Here is a 14,688-nt window from a genome sequence, read left to right as displayed (position 1 = left end):
AAAATGACAACAATCGTGGAAAACAGTAAAGTTTTAACAGCATTAACAAACAGTTTTGAAAAAGTATTTGGGGATACAGAAAATGTGGAATACTTCTTTTCGCCAGGTCGTATTAACTTGATTGGTGAACATACCGACTATAACGGCGGCTACGTTTTCCCAGCCTCAATTACACTTGGGACAACAGGTTTGGCCCGTTTACGTGAAGATACAAAAATCCGACTTTTTTCACAAAACTTTCCAGAAGCAGGTCTTATCGAATTTGCTTTAACAGAGGTCAAGGAAAAAGATGATGACAGTTGGTCAAATTACGTTAAAGGAATGATAGTGATGCTTCAAGGTGCAGGCTATACCATCGATAAAGGTTTTGAACTACTTATCAATGGTGAAATTCCAACAGCTTCTGGTTTATCATCTTCAGCTTCTTTGGAACTTTTAGTCGGTGTAGTTTTAGACGACCTGTTTAATTTACAAGTCCCACGCTTGGAGTTGGTACAACTCGGACAAAAAACGGAAAATGAATTCATTGGTGTCAACTCTGGTATTTTAGACCAGTTTGCGATTGGTTTTGGTGAAGTGAAAAAAGCGATTTTATTGGACTGTAATACTCTTAAGTATGAAATGGTGCCGGTAGAATTACGTGATTATGATATTGTCATCATGAACACAAACAAACCACGTGCTTTAACAGAATCAAAATATAATGAGCGTTTTGCTGAAACACGTGAAGCATTGAAACGTATGCAAAGTAAATTAGCTATTGAATCCCTGGGTGAACTTTCTAATGAGGATTTTGATGCCAATACAGACTTGATTGGTGATGAAACCCTGATTAAACGTGCGCGCCATGCCGTATATGAAAATAACCGTACAAAAATAGCACAAAAAGCTTTTGTTGCTGGTAATTTGACGAAGTTTGGTGAATTACTTAATGCTTCACACGCTTCCCTCAAAGACGACTATGAAGTGACTGGGATTGAACTTGATACGCTGGCTGAAACCGCACAAAAACAAGCAGGTGTATTAGGCGCACGTATGACAGGTGCAGGCTTTGGCGGTTGTGCAATTGCTTTAGTCGCTCATGATAAAGTCGCAGATTTTGAAGAAGCAGTGGGAGCGGAATATGAAAAAGTAGTTGGCTATCCAGCAAGCTTTTATGTCGCCCAAATTGGTTCAGGATCAACAAAACTGGATGTGGAGTAGGAAAAGTAAAAATGGAAAAATATCAAGCTGTTCAAGAATTTATTAATTTAGCAGAAAAAAATCATCGAATTGAAACGCTTGATAAAATATATTGGCGTAATCAATTACTCCATTTCTTGGGGATGAACGATTGGGACGAACCACAAGTTACAGAAGAACATGATGCACTAACTTTAATGGATCAGCTCATGATCCTTGCACGAGACAATCAAGCTTTTTCGCCAGAAGAAGAAGAGTTTTATGAAGCGGCTCTGATGGACTTTATTAGTCCAACACCAAGTCAAATTAATCGTGAGTTCTGGAAGAATTATCAAGAGAGTCCTAAAAAAGCAACAGATTATTTTTATGGACTGACTCAGGAAATTAATCAGGTCAAGACGAGAGATATCGCAAAAAATATCGCCTTTAATTATCACTCAAAATATGGCGATTTAGAAATCACAATCAATCTCTCAAAACCGGAGAAAGATCCAAAAGCTATCGCTGCAGCTAAATTAGTCAAGGATTCTAGTTATCCAGCCTGTGCGCTCTGTATTGAAAACGAGGGGCTTTATGGTGGAGGGAATAAAGCTGCACGAAGCAATCATCGCCTCATCCGTTTAAAATTACAGGATGAAGAATGGGGCTTTCAGTATTCGCCTTATGCTTATTATAATGAACACTCAATTGTGCTCAACAACTTGCACAAGCCAATGAAAATTAATCGCCGATCTTTTAGTAATCTCTTGGACTTTTTGGATTTGTTCCCTCACTATATGATTGGATCCAATGCTGATTTACCAATTGTTGGGGGTTCTATTTTGACCCATGATCACTATCAAGCAGGACGTCATGAATTTCCGATGGCTAAAGCCAAATTAAGAGAACAAGTAGCCTTCAAAGCTTTTCCAGAAGTAGCAGTTGGCATTGTGAATTGGCCTATGAGTGTGGTACGTTTGTCTTCTGAGGACAAAGGGCAGCTTTTGACACTTGCGGACTACATTTTGAAGAAATGGCAACAGTATTCGGATACAAGCATTGATGTCATTGCTCATTCTGCTGATGGTACGCCACACCATACGATTACGCCAATCGCTCGTAAACGTGAGGGGGCTTACGAGATGGATTTAGTCTTGCGAGACAATAATGTTAATGAAACATATCCTGATGGGATTTTTCATCCTCATGCAGACCTGCATCATATCAAGAAAGAAAATATTGGCCTGATTGAGGTCATGGGTTTGGCTGTTTTACCTCCGCGATTGAAAAATGAACTGCAAGAAGTGGAACAGTATCTCTTAGGAAAGCCACATCATATGAAAGATATGCACTTACCTTGGGCACAAGAGTTAAAAAATCAAGGGGATTTTACTGAAGAAAATGTCTCAGAGTATGTCCGTGAAGCAGTTGGAGCTGTCTTTACAAGAGTATTGCAAGATGCGGGAGTATTTAAAGATGACAAAGCAGGATATGCCGGGTTTAAGCGCTTCATTGATTTTATAAATGAATAAGGTTATACTTGTAAGTGATTGATAAATAGTATTTAAAAACTTTGTACATCAAAGTAATGGAGGATAAATAAATGACAGTCTTAGTACTTGGAGGCGCAGGTTATGTAGGTAGCCATGCTGTTGATATTCTAGTAGCACGTGGTTATGATGTGGCCGTTGTAGACAATCTTGTGACAGGACATCGTGAAGCTGTCCCAGCAGATGTACGCTTCTATGAAGGAGATGTGCGCGATCAAGCTTTTTTGGCTGATGTTTTTACAAAAGAAAAAGATATCGAAGGTTTAATGCACTTTTGTGCCTATTCATTGGTAGGTGAATCAATGCAAAAACCCCTGATGTATTTTAATAATAATGTTGGTGGGGCACAGGTTATTCTTGAAACCATGGAAAAATTTGGTATTAAGCATATTGTCTTTTCGAGTACGGCTGCAACTTTTGGAATACCCGAAGAAAGCCCTATTTCTGAAAAAACTCCACAAAAACCAATCAATCCTTATGGCGAAAGCAAACTCATCATGGAAAAAATGATGAAGTGGCAATCAGAGGCAACGGATATGACTTATGTAGCACTGCGCTACTTCAATGTTGCTGGTGCTAAACATGACGGAAGCATTGGTGAAGCACATAAAAATGAAACGCATTTGATTCCGCTTATTTTACAAACAGCTTTAGGCCAACGTGAGTTTATCACTATCTATGGCGATGATTACAATACGCCTGATGGTACATGCGTACGTGACTATATTGACATGGAAGATTTGATTGAAGCACACATCAAAGCCTTAGAATATCTTAAAGCGGGCGGTGCTTCGGATCAGTTTAATCTTGGCTCTTCAAAAGGCTACTCTAACCTTGAGGTCTTGGAAACTGCACGCCGTGTTACCGGTAAAGAAATTCCATCACAAATGGGAGAACGTCGTCCTGGCGATCCAGATATGTTGGTGGCAGACTCGACGAAAGCAGGAGAAGTCTTGGATTGGCACGTGAAAAATAATTTAGAATATATTATCGAGAATGCTTGGAAATGGCATAGCTCTCATCCAAATGGATATTAATACAAATGGAAAAAGCAATCTTTTAATTTGGGTTGCTTTTTCGTTATTTTTGTAAGAAAACGCTTCAAAATGTAAAAATATAAAGAAAACAAGATTGAAAGCAGATGAAAGTTGCATGAAAATGCAAAAAATGTTATATTAAGAAAATATTTCAATATAAATAAAATGGAATTATAGGAAAAATAAATGGAAAATAAAAAAGGGATGGGGCTGATAGCCCTTGTCTCCATCGTTGTCTCCAGTGCTATTGGTGGTGGGGTATTTAACCTTTCCAACGATTTAGCCAATGGAGCAACTGCAGGTGGTGTAATCGTAGCATGGCTCTTCGTTGGTTTAGGGCTTTTAGCGCTTGTCTTGAGCTTAAACTATCTGATTATTAACAAACCACAACTTTCAGGGGTTTCTGATTATGCGCGAGAAGGGTTTGGCGATTTGGTAGGTTTTCTTTCTGGGTGGGGTTACTGGTTGTCCACATGGTTAGGTAATATTGCCTTTGCCGTGCTCATGATGATATCTATGGATTACTTTTTCCCTGGTAAATTTACAGATGCAAATGGAAGTCTAAGCGTTTTTGCAGTAGTGTCCGTATCGATTCTTTCTTGGCTTTTAGCTTTGATGGTGAGTAAAGGGGTCGAATCTGCAGCGATTGTGAATACCATTGTTCTGGTTTGTAAATTAATCCCAATCTTTGTTTTTATGATTACAGGGATCTTTATGTTCAAAGCAGGAGTATTCACTGCAGGTTTTTGGAACAATATTACAGAAAATACTCAAGGCTTGGTTCTAGCTCAAGGGTCAATGACCGCTGGCGGCTTACTCGATCAAGTTAAAAGCTCTCTTATGGTCATGATTTGGGTCTTTGTCGGGATTGAAGGTGCGGCAATGATGGGCGATCGTGCCAAGAAAAAATCTGATGCAGGCCGCGCGACAATCATTGGTCTTATCGTTTTACTTTTTATCTACATCTTGCTTTCACTCCTACCTTTCGGCTATTATGATCAAGCAGAATTAGCTGCCATGAAAACGCCAGGCATGGTTTATATGCTAAAAGATATGCTTGGTAGCTTTGGAGGCGCATTGATGGCCAGTGGTCTTGTTGTTTCCGTTTTAGGGGCTTGGATATCATGGACGATGCTTCCAGTGGAATCAACAACACAGTTGGCCAATCAAAAATTACTCCCAGAATGGTTTGGACGCTTAAATAAACATAACGCTCCTGCAAATTCTCTTTGGCTTACACAAATCTTTGTTCAATTTTTCATCATCGTTACTTTTTATGTCGCAAATGCTTATAATGTAATGGTGTACCTCTGTACAGCATGTATCATGATCTGTTACGCTTTGGTCGGTGCATATATGATGAAACACGGTCTTGAAGAAAAAAATACAAAAAATATAGTCATTGGCTTTGTGGCCCTTGCTTTCCAAATTTTAGCGCTGTGGCTTTCAGGCTGGCAGTATGTTTGGATGGCTTCGATTCTCTATGCAATTGGTTTTATTTTCTACTACTTAGCGAAGAAAGAAAATGGTAAGACACTTTCTCGTGTAGAAATTATTGTTCTTTTTGTAATTATCGGTTTGTCTATCTTTGCAGCTTTTGGCTTGATTGGCAATCATTATGGTTTAAGAGAGTTACTTGGCTTATAAATAACGTAAAAAAATTCGGAATTAATGTTCCGAATTTTTTTGCTCTAATTGTGAGTAATGGCTATTTTTGATATGAACCAATACACGTAAATCTTCTTCGAGTTTATCTTTTTGTTGGCGCAATTCACGTTCTTGTTCAACAAGAAGGGAAATACGTTTTAATAACGTAGAATCCCCTTCTGCCTCCAGTGCCTTAAATTTGAACAGGTTATCCTCAGTCAGTGGTGGTTCTTTCTTGTCCATTTGTTTCAATTTCTCCTTGCTTCACATTGAAAATACTTAAGTTTTCTGGCAGGTTTTTGAGGTGGTCAAGCGTCGTTGTAGTAATAAAGGTTTGTGTTTTTCCGAGCGTTGTTTCTAAAAGATCCAACTGACGGCTATTATCGAGCTCACTCATGACATCGTCGAGCAAAAGAATAGGATATTCTCCAGTCTCTTCAAAAATTAAATCAATCTCAGCGAGCTTGACAGATAAAGCAACGGTTCTTTGTTGGCCTTGGCTGCCAAAGTCCGCAACATTAATACCATTGACAAAAAAAGTCAAATCATCTCGGTGAGGACCGACAGAGGTCTGATGACGAAAGATATCCTTATCACGTGCGCTTTTCAAATCTTCTAAGAGAGCTGTGGAATTAACTTTATAATTAATCTGCAGCTCCTCAAGCCCATGAGTGAGTTGAGCATGAATTTTTTGTGCCAGCTTTTCTAGTTTGTCAATAAAATTTTGACGTTCAGTACTAATCTTCTGACCGTGTTCTGCCAGTTGGCTGTCTAAAACATCTAAAAAAGTAGTATCAATCTGTTTGCGTTCCATCTTGAGGTAAGCATTGCGCTCTTTTAAAGCGCGGTTATAGCGCACCGAATCATAAAGATAAACGGGGCGTATTTGACCAATCTCCATATCCAGAAAGCGACGGCGAATGCTTGGTGCACCTTTGATAAGTTCTAAATCTTCAGGTGCAAACATGATAAGGTTCAGCTGACCGATATAGTCTGCTAAGCGGTTTTCTTTCAAATGATTGACATGAGCCGTACGTCCTTTAGGAGTCAAAGCAACTTCTAGAGGGATATTACTGTGACCTTTTGTGACAGTACCAGAAACCTTCATTTCTTTGGCATCCCACCGAATCAGTTCCCGATCATGATGGGTGCGGTGGCTACGTGTTAAAGCAAGAAAGTAGATACTTTCTAAAAGATTAGTTTTACCTTGGGCATTCTGTCCTAAAAAGATATTGAGATTGGGATGAAATTCAAGGGAAAGCTTATCATAATTTCGGAAATTATAGAGCTGTATATTGTTAAGTTTCATGCTTATTTAGCGCCGGGGAATCTTGGCTTGGCCGCTTTTTTGGGTTTTTGAGTTTTGACTTGAGCGTTCATTTTCTTGACAAGTGCTTTGACGCGTTCTTCCTCGGCCTTATCTTCTTCACGTTCAGCAATTTCTTCTTCAGAAGCTTGGACAAATGTGAGAATCAGTCCAAATTCAGGAATCTCCAAAACATCTCCCGCACGCAGTTTTTTGCCACGGCGATTTTCAGCTTCCTTGTTTAAGAAAATATTGCCTTCATTTTCAGCGAGAAAAAGCTTAGCTTGGCCTCCTGTATTGACAATGGCCAATTCTTTAATGACTTGTCCTAAGGTGATGTATTCTTCAAATAAAATGTAATTTTGCATAACTCTATTTTAGCATAAAGAGTCTCAAAAATAGTGGAAAATTTGCTATAATAGAGATATTACAGCTCCTGCTCTTTTTAGGATTAAAAGAAGTTCCTTTAAACTTAAAAAGAGGAGTAGACAAGGGATATCTATGAAACTAGCCAGCGGAGTAAATCTCCATGTTATAAAAGAAACAAAATTCAAAACAATACGTCTCATGGTGCGCTTTCGTGAAGAACTTTCGCGAGAAAATATTGCTAAGCGTGTGATTATCTCTAATTTATGGGAAACGACCAATGCAGCATACCCAACAGCTCAAGCATTTTCAAGCCGCTTGTCAGAACTTTATGGGACATCTTTCTCAACTGCAGTAAATAAAAAAGGCAGTCAACATTTGTTAAGCATTCATATGAATCTTGTTAATCCTAAGTTTGTTGATGTGGATACTTTGGCAGGTGCCGTTGACTTTATGCATAAAGCGCTCTTTAGTCCAGATAATAATGTTGAAGTTTTCCAGCGGGAAAAGACAAATCTCATCAACTACCTTAAAGCTATGAATGAAGATCGCTCTTATTATGCCAGCCGTCAGTTGGCTGCCCTTTTCTTTACGGATCCAAATCAATCTCTCCCAGGTGTAGCAACTGTGGGACTTTTGCAGTCAGAAACAGCAGAAGCTGTTTTTAATTATTACACTGAAATGCTTAATCACAATCTGATTGATATTTTTGTTCTAGGTGATGTGGAAGAAGCTGAAGTTGTACGTTTGTTCCAAAACTTTGACTTTAAGGATCGTCAGAGGCATTCTGAAATTTTTTATAAGCAAGAGCTCAAGGATTATCAAGAAAAAATCGAAGCTAAGGAGGTGCAACAGTCTATTTTACAAATGGCTTTTGCGCAACCGACAACTTATGGCAGCAAGGATTACATGACTTTACAAGTGATGAATGGCCTTTTTGGTGGCTTTGCACATTCTAAATTATTTATGAATGTCCGTGAAAAGGCAAGCTTGGCTTACTATGCAAGTTCAGCTTTTGATAGTTTTACAGGCCTGCTAAGAGTTAATGCAGGAATTGATGCAGGAAATTATCAACAGGCACGAGAGCTGATTCTAGAACAACTTCAAGCCATGCAATCTGGAGACTTTACCGCACAAGAAATTGAGCAAACTAAAACAATGCTAAAAAATTCTTACTTCATGTCGCTTGACTCTTCTTCGAATCTCATCGAACAAGCTTTTATTCACGAAGTTTTGCCTGAACTTTATGTTGATGAAGCAACTTTTTTGAAAGCATTAGAAGCTGTGAGCAAAGAAGATATTATGCGCTTGGCGCAAAGTTTAAAACTACAGGCTCAATATTTCATGAAAGGAGAAGTTTATGCAGAAGAAGAGATATGAAAAAACGGGTGAAATCTTATATACTGATGTTCTAGCCAACGGTTTAACGGTTTATTACTTACCGAAACCTGATTACAATCGTACCTACGGTCTTTTTACGACAAACTTTGGGTCATTGGATACCTCTTTTGTCCCTATGGGAAGTCAAGAGATAAAGACTTTTCCAGAAGGTATCGCTCACTTTTTGGAGCATAAACTCTTCGAGAAAAAAGAAGGGGATGTAATGTACAAGTTTGGAGCCTATGGGGCGCAAACCAATGCTTTTACAAGCTTTTCGAGAACGTCTTATCTTTTTTCGACACGTGAAAATATCTATGAGTGTGTGAACTTACTGCTTGATTTTGTGCAAGAACCTTACTTTACGGAAGAAAATGTTGCAAAAGAGCAAGGTATTATTCAACAAGAAATCCAGATGTATCAAGATGATAGTGACTGGCGTTTGTTTGCAGGGCTTTTAGCTTCGCTTTATCCTGAGTCACCATTGGCAGATGATATTGCTGGTACTCCACGTTCGATTAAGGAAATTACCGCAGCTGACTTGTATGTTAACTATGAAACTTTTTATCATCCCTCAAACATGAACCTCTTTTTAACAGGTCCTTTTGATGTGGATTACATGGCTGCATTTGTAAATGAGAATCAAGAGAAGAAAGCTTTTGTTAAAGCTGAACCCATACAGAGAAAAACTGTTGAGGGGAGTCAGCCGATTGCAGGAAAAACTCTTGCGTTTGAAGTTGCGATGCCCAAGTTGGCTCTTGGTTTTCGTGGAGAAGATGCTTTACCAACTGATGCCCGCGAATTATTAGAATATAAACTTTCAAATCAGTTGCTTCTCGATATGCTTTTTGGGAAAACAAGTCATCGTTATGAGGAAATGTATAATGCAGGTTTAGTTGATGATTCTTTTGGCTATGGTTTTGATATGGATAAAAGTTTTCACTTTGCGAATATTACAGTAGATACTGAAAAACCAGAGCAAGTAAGTAAAGTTTTGCAGGAAGCCCTAAAAAGTTATAAAATAGATAAGGATTTTGAAAAAGAAAATCTAGAAATACTGAAACGTGAAACACTAGGGGACTATTATAAATCCCTAAGCTCTTTAGAATATATCGCCAATCAATTTTCATCAAATATTTATGGCGAGATTAACTTCTTTGATTTACCTGAAATTTTATCAGGATTAACCCTTGAAAAAGTCAGCAAATACGCTGAAAAATTTGTTGAGAATATGCAAACTGTAGATTTTATCATCTACCCTAAATAATACGAACAGTTATGAATAAATCCATGTATTTCATAAAGCTGAGAGGAGGACATGGTGGCAATTAAAACAATAGGCGAAGTCCTCAAAGACAAGAGGACGGAACTTGGCCTCGGGCTAAGTGAAGCCGAAAAACTTACAAATATTCCGAAATTATATATTATTGCTTTAGAAACAGGGGATTATAAGGCTTTACCCGGTGATTTTTATATTAAAGCTTATCTTAAACAATATGCAGAAAAGTTGGATCTTGATGCAGATCAAATCATGTTTGCATATGAGAAGGATGGATCAATGTCTGTTGAAGAACACGAAGACATCCAAGAAACTTATCGATTTGTGAAACCAAGTGAACGCGTAGAAGAGGAAGAGGAAGAGGAAGAAAGTAATAAGCCTGCATGGCGTCATTATGTTCCCATTATCTTGCTTTCTGCTGTTGCACTAGCCATTGTCGGAAGTGTCACAGCTGTTGTATTACTTACGCGCCCGCCAAAGCCAGACTTGAGTGATACGTCTTATACTTATAAAACGAGCGAAACAAAAAAGGCAACAGAAGAACAAAAGAAAACAACAGAATCATCAGAAAAGCCTGTTGAATCAAAACCAGAGCCCCAAAACCAAATTACGATTACTGGAAGTGGTGCGCAGCTCAATGTCAAGGTAGAAAATGCTACGTGCCCAACACAAATTGTCTTTACAACAGCAGCTGGCGCAGTGACAACTGTTTCATTGACCAATGCGGATTGGGCAACAGTACGCACGTTATCTGATGCCGAAAATACAGCTACAGCAACGCTCGGAGCAGGATTAACTAACACCGTGATTAACTTGTCCAATACCCAAGGACTTACAATGACAATCAACGGTAGCACTGTCGATTTGTCTGCTCTTACAGTAGGCGTTCCAGTTCAAGTGCAATTAACGGTGACTTATGCAAGCACTACAGCACCTGTAACACAATAAAAAGTTGAGCCACGAGCAGGCCAACTCTAAGAAGCGAAGAAAGTAATTATGAAAAAAGAAAAACTCCCTAATCAACTAACGATACTAAGAATCTTTATGATTCCTGTCTTTCTCATTGTCCTTTATCTGCCACATGGTGCAGCTGTGGGTACAAGCTATGTTTCATGGATTGTTGCAGCAATTATCTTTGCTGTAGCTTCAATTACAGACTGGCTTGATGGCTATTTGGCGCGCAAGTGGAAAGTTGTTTCTAATTTTGGTAAATTTGCAGATCCTTTAGCGGATAAAATGTTAACGATGGCTGCATTTGTGATGCTAATTGCTCTAGGCTTAGCTCCAGCTTGGGTTGTTGCAATCATCGTATGTCGTGAACTTGCTGTGACTGGACTTCGCCTTTTACTGGTTGAACAAGGTGGTGCAGTCTTGGCTGCAGCTATGCCAGGAAAAATTAAAACATTTACACAAATGTTGTCTATTATTTTCTTACTAATTGGTGATCCCATTTATATTGGCACAATCTTACTTTATGTTTGCCTTATCTTCACGATTTATTCCGGCTATGATTACTTTGCCAAAAATATGCAAGTTTTTAAAAATTAATGTGAATTTAAAGCTTGAAAAAAATAGAAGTCTGCGTTATACTTAAACATACAGAGAGTAAGACTTGGCTGAAAGCTTACAAAACCTAAAGTGACGATAAGAAACGGTAGCAACGTTATAGCTAAACTGAGGTTCTGGAAGACAGGACAAATTTAGGTGGTACCGCGATAAGATTACTGACGCCCTAGAGCTTTTATGCTTGGGGCGTTTTAATTTGCTACCAGCATTGCACCTAAAGGTGCTAATGCTGAACGGCAAGGCTCACAAAGGCTTTCTTAATAATGTTTAAATCATAAATGTATTCGATACAAAGGAGATAATATGAAATTACAAAAACCAAAAGGTACGGCAGATATTCTGCCTCAAGAGTCACAAAAATGGCAATATGTAGAAATGATGGCACGTGCAGTATTTGAAGATTACAATTTCAAAGAAATCCGTACACCCCTTTTTGAAAGTTATGAGCTGTTCAGTCGTGCAACAGGTGAAACAAGTGATATTGTGACGAAAGAAATGTATGACTTTGACGATAAAGGTGGACGTCACATTGCCTTACGTCCTGAAGGAACTGCTTCAACTGTTCGCGCTTATATTGAAAATAAACTCTTTGCCCCAGAAGTGCCAAAACCTGTCAAAATGTATTATATGGGCTCAATGTTCCGCTATGAACGCCCTCAATCTGGACGTTTACGTGAATTCCATCAATTTGGTGTAGAGTGTTTCGGAGCAAAAAATCCGGCAATTGATGTCGAAATTATCGCCATGGCACAATCATTATTTGAACAAATCGGTATTTCTGGTGTGACACTTCACTTGAATTCTCTGGGGGATTTAGAAACACGTAAGGCTTATCGTACAGCTTTGGTTGATTATTTGACACCTTTTGAAAAACAACTTTCAAAAGATAGCCAACGTCGTCTTCACGAAAATCCTCTTCGAGTACTTGACAGCAAGGAAAAAGAAGACAAAGAAATCGTCAAGGATGCACCATCTATCTTGGACTTTCTTACAGAAGAGTCTCAAAATCACTTTGACATGACACGTGATCTGCTCGATGGTTTAGGCATTGAATATGTCATTGATACTAATATGGTTCGTGGTTTGGACTATTATAATGATACAATTTTTGAATTTATCGTAGATGTCAAAGGACAAGAATTGACGGTTTGTGCAGGCGGCCGTTATGATGGTTTGGTTGAATACTTTGATGGTCCAGCCACACCAGGTTTTGGATTCGGACTGGGTGTAGAGCGCTTGTTGATGGTTGCTGAAATGCAAGGTGTTGATTTCCATGAAGAAGATACACTTGATGTTTATATTGCCGTTATGGGAAATAAAGCCAGCTTAGCAGCGACACAACTCGCAGAAAGCCTCCGTGCTCAAGCCTTTAAAGTCGAACGTGATTTCTCTAATCGCAAGCTTAGCGCACAATTTAAATCAGCTGAAAAAGCAAAAGCAGAAGTGATAATTACGCTTGGGGATAATGAAGTGGAAACAGGTGAAATTACAGTTAAACATAACCAAACGCGTAAAGAAGTGAAAACAACTTTGGCAGAAGTTGCGAAAGGATTTGCGCCTATCTTTGAGGAAGCGCTTGGAGAATAACAAAGTTCAGTAGTTCTAGAGAACAAGAGTACTAAAAAACATAAGGAGATTAAATTTGAAGAGAACAAACTATGCAGGAAATATTACCGAAGAATATTTAAATCAAGAAGTTACCGTAAAAGGTTGGGTTGCGAAGCGTCGCAATCTTGGAGGCTTAATCTTTATTGATTTGCGCGACCGCGAAGGTATTGTCCAGATTGTCGTTAACCCAGAAACAGCAGCAAAAGAAATTGTTGAGGTAGCGGATAAAGTCCGGAACGAATACGTCCTTGAAATTACAGGTAAAGTTGTTGAACGTGCCAGCAAAAACGAAAATATTAAAACAGGTGGAATTGAAATTGAAGCCAACCAAATGCAAATTCTCAGCACTTCAAAAACAACGCCTTTTGAGATTAAAGATGGAGTTGAGGTGCTTGATGATACACGGTTGAAATACCGTTATCTCGACTTACGTCGTCCGGAAATGCTTAATAATATTACGATGCGTCATGCGACAACACGTGCTATCCGTAGCTACTTAGATAATCAAGGCTTTATCGATGTTGAAACACCTTTCTTGAATAAATCAACTCCAGAAGGTGCACGTGATTACCTTGTTCCTTCTCGTGTTAATAAAGGCGAATTTTATGCTTTACCACAAAGTCCACAACTTATGAAACAATTGTTGATGACTGCGGGCCTTGATCGTTACTATCAAATCGTGAAATGTTTCCGTGACGAAGACTTGCGTGGTGACCGTCAACCAGAATTTACACAGGTCGACTTAGAAACAAGTTTTCTTGGGGAAGAAGAAATTCAAGATTTAACTGAAGGTTTGATTGCGAAAGTTATGAAGGACGTTAAAAACGTTGATGTAACTTTACCATTTCCGCGTATGAAATACGATGATGCTATGAATTTCTATGGTTCAGATAAGCCAGATACACGCTACGAAATGCTCTTGACAGACTTGACAGACCTTGCGAAAACTGTAGATTTCAAAGTGTTTAGTGAGGCGCCAGTTGTTAAAGCCATTGTTGTTAAAAATAATGCCGATAAGTACTCTCGTAAAGCTATTGATAAATTAACAGAGCAAGCCAAACAAAATGGTGCCAAGGGCTTAGCTTGGATCAAGTTTGAAGACGATAAATTGGCAGGTCCAATTGCTAAATTCTTGACAGATAAAACATCAGAATTCGTTGAAACTTTGGGCTTAGAAAACAACGACTTGGTTCTCTTTGTGGCGGACAGTTTAGAAGTGGCAAATTCAGCACTGGGTGCTTTACGTCAAACGATTGCCAAAGAGCAAGGCTTAATTGATTATTCGAAATTCAATTTCCTCTGGGTTATTGATTGGCCAATGTTTGAATGGTCAGAAGAAGAAGGGCGTTATATGAGTGCGCATCACCCGTTCACTTTACCAACTGCTGAAACACAAGGGGAACTTTCAGGAGATCTTAGTAAAGTGCGTGCGCATGCTTACGACATTGTTTTGAATGGTTACGAACTCGGTGGTGGTTCACTTCGTATTAATACGCGTGAATTACAAGAAGAAATGCTCAAAGCGCTAGGCTTTAGTTTAGAAGATGCCAAAGAGCAATTTGGTTTCTTGTTGGAAGCTTTAGATTATGGCTTCCCACCACACGGAGGATTGGCCCTTGGTTTGGACCGTTTCGTTATGTTGCTTGCAGGAAAAGACAATATTCGTGAAGTTATTGCCTTTCCTAAGAATAATAAAGCCACAGACCCGATGACACAAGCGCCATCAGTAGTCAGTGAGAGCCAACTGGAAGAATTGAGAATTAAACTTGAAAAACTTGACTAAATTTATCA

General features: G+C 38.9%; 13 protein-coding genes. 10 read left to right on the top strand and 3 right to left on the bottom strand.

Annotated features, from left to right (window positions below; translation table 11 throughout):
* Positions 1–3 precede the first annotated feature (3 nt).
* From J0J36_RS08510 to J0J36_RS08495, 4 genes are all read left to right on the top strand, one after another.
* Positions 4–1,203: a galactokinase gene (locus J0J36_RS08510; protein ID WP_019292214.1), complete on the top strand. Its 1,200-nt coding sequence runs from the start codon at positions 4–6 to the stop codon at positions 1,201–1,203.
* Positions 1,204–1,214: 11 nt separating this feature from the next.
* On the top strand, positions 1,215–2,693 hold the full coding sequence (gene galT / locus J0J36_RS08505) for a UDP-glucose--hexose-1-phosphate uridylyltransferase (protein WP_019292213.1): 1,479 nt from the start codon (positions 1,215–1,217) through the stop codon (positions 2,691–2,693).
* A gap of 71 nt (positions 2,694–2,764) precedes the next feature.
* Entirely contained in the window at positions 2,765–3,748 is a 984-nt protein-coding gene (gene galE, locus J0J36_RS08500) for a UDP-glucose 4-epimerase GalE (protein WP_019292212.1), read from the top strand.
* 186 nt (positions 3,749–3,934) lie between these two features.
* Entirely contained in the window at positions 3,935–5,395 is a 1,461-nt protein-coding gene (locus J0J36_RS08495; RefSeq protein WP_206886705.1) for a basic amino acid/polyamine antiporter, read from the top strand.
* 21 nt (positions 5,396–5,416) lie between these two features.
* Here J0J36_RS08495 and J0J36_RS08490 read toward each other — a convergent pair whose 3' ends face one another.
* The 3 genes from J0J36_RS08490 to J0J36_RS08480 are packed head-to-tail and all read right to left on the bottom strand — an operon-like array spanning position 5,417 to position 7,069.
* Complete coding sequence (locus J0J36_RS08490) at positions 5,417–5,638, bottom strand: transcriptional regulator (RefSeq protein ID WP_019335376.1); 222 nt, start codon at positions 5,636–5,638, stop codon at positions 5,417–5,419.
* On the bottom strand, positions 5,610–6,704 hold the full coding sequence (gene recF / locus J0J36_RS08485; RefSeq protein ID WP_019292209.1) for a DNA replication/repair protein RecF: 1,095 nt from the start codon (positions 6,702–6,704) through the stop codon (positions 5,610–5,612). Before recF ends, J0J36_RS08490 begins: the two co-directional genes overlap by 29 nt.
* 2 nt (positions 6,705–6,706) lie before the next feature.
* Entirely contained in the window at positions 6,707–7,069 is a 363-nt protein-coding gene (locus tag J0J36_RS08480; protein WP_019292208.1) for an RNA-binding S4 domain-containing protein, read from the bottom strand.
* A 133-nt stretch (positions 7,070–7,202) separates the two neighbouring features.
* Here J0J36_RS08480 and yfmF point away from each other — a divergent pair, with 133 nt between their 5' ends.
* The 6 genes from yfmF (at position 7,203) to aspS (ending at position 14,680) form a co-directional block, all read left to right on the top strand.
* On the top strand, positions 7,203–8,447 hold the full coding sequence (gene yfmF / locus J0J36_RS08475) for an EF-P 5-aminopentanol modification-associated protein YfmF (RefSeq protein WP_019292207.1): 1,245 nt from the start codon (positions 7,203–7,205) through the stop codon (positions 8,445–8,447).
* Complete coding sequence (gene yfmH / locus J0J36_RS08470; protein WP_153925363.1) at positions 8,428–9,711, top strand: EF-P 5-aminopentanol modification-associated protein YfmH; 1,284 nt, start codon at positions 8,428–8,430, stop codon at positions 9,709–9,711. The genes yfmF and yfmH overlap by 20 nt, the downstream gene beginning before the upstream one ends.
* Before the next feature lie 51 nt (positions 9,712–9,762).
* Positions 9,763–10,671, top strand: a complete 909-nt coding sequence (locus tag J0J36_RS08465; protein WP_153925359.1) for a RodZ family helix-turn-helix domain-containing protein — start codon at positions 9,763–9,765, stop codon at positions 10,669–10,671.
* A gap of 48 nt (positions 10,672–10,719) precedes the next feature.
* A complete protein-coding gene (gene pgsA, locus J0J36_RS08460; RefSeq protein ID WP_019292204.1) occupies positions 10,720–11,271 on the top strand; it encodes a CDP-diacylglycerol--glycerol-3-phosphate 3-phosphatidyltransferase in 552 nt (183 codons plus the stop codon).
* A 321-nt stretch (positions 11,272–11,592) separates the two neighbouring features.
* A complete protein-coding gene (hisS, locus tag J0J36_RS08455) occupies positions 11,593–12,876 on the top strand; it encodes a histidine--tRNA ligase (protein WP_019292203.1) in 1,284 nt (427 codons plus the stop codon).
* Positions 12,877–12,931: 55 nt separating this feature from the next.
* Positions 12,932–14,680 carry an aspartate--tRNA ligase gene (gene aspS / locus J0J36_RS08450; RefSeq protein WP_019292202.1) on the top strand — a complete coding sequence of 583 codons (1,749 nt, stop codon included), beginning with the start codon at positions 12,932–12,934 and terminating at the stop codon, positions 14,678–14,680.
* Positions 14,681–14,688: the final 8 nt, after the last annotated feature.

The organism is Lactococcus sp. LG1074, from assembly GCF_017309525.1.
In the GTDB taxonomy this organism is placed as follows: domain Bacteria; phylum Bacillota; class Bacilli; order Lactobacillales; family Streptococcaceae; genus Lactococcus; species Lactococcus petauri.
This window is presented reverse-complemented; position numbering and strand designations above follow the sequence as displayed.

What these genes read in the sequence shown, in the direction of transcription:
- pgsA (WP_019292204.1), top strand. Translation starts at nt 10,720, where the DNA reads ATGAAAAAAGAAAAACTCCCTAATCAACTAACGATACTAAGAATCTTT.
- yfmH (WP_153925363.1), top strand. Translation starts at nt 8,428, where the DNA reads ATGCAGAAGAAGAGATATGAAAAAACGGGTGAAATCTTATATACTGAT.
- J0J36_RS08495 (WP_206886705.1), top strand. Translation starts at nt 3,935, where the DNA reads ATGGAAAATAAAAAAGGGATGGGGCTGATAGCCCTTGTCTCCATCGTT.
- hisS (WP_019292203.1), top strand. Translation starts at nt 11,593, where the DNA reads ATGAAATTACAAAAACCAAAAGGTACGGCAGATATTCTGCCTCAAGAG.
- recF (WP_019292209.1), bottom strand. Translation starts at nt 6,704, where the DNA reads ATGAAACTTAACAATATACAGCTCTATAATTTCCGAAATTATGATAAG.
- yfmF (WP_019292207.1), top strand. Translation starts at nt 7,203, where the DNA reads ATGAAACTAGCCAGCGGAGTAAATCTCCATGTTATAAAAGAAACAAAA.
- galT (WP_019292213.1), top strand. Translation starts at nt 1,215, where the DNA reads ATGGAAAAATATCAAGCTGTTCAAGAATTTATTAATTTAGCAGAAAAA.
- galE (WP_019292212.1), top strand. Translation starts at nt 2,765, where the DNA reads ATGACAGTCTTAGTACTTGGAGGCGCAGGTTATGTAGGTAGCCATGCT.
- J0J36_RS08510 (WP_019292214.1), top strand. Translation starts at nt 4, where the DNA reads ATGACAACAATCGTGGAAAACAGTAAAGTTTTAACAGCATTAACAAAC.
- J0J36_RS08490 (WP_019335376.1), bottom strand. Translation starts at nt 5,638, where the DNA reads ATGGACAAGAAAGAACCACCACTGACTGAGGATAACCTGTTCAAATTT.
- J0J36_RS08465 (WP_153925359.1), top strand. Translation starts at nt 9,763, where the DNA reads ATGGTGGCAATTAAAACAATAGGCGAAGTCCTCAAAGACAAGAGGACG.
- J0J36_RS08480 (WP_019292208.1), bottom strand. Translation starts at nt 7,069, where the DNA reads ATGCAAAATTACATTTTATTTGAAGAATACATCACCTTAGGACAAGTC.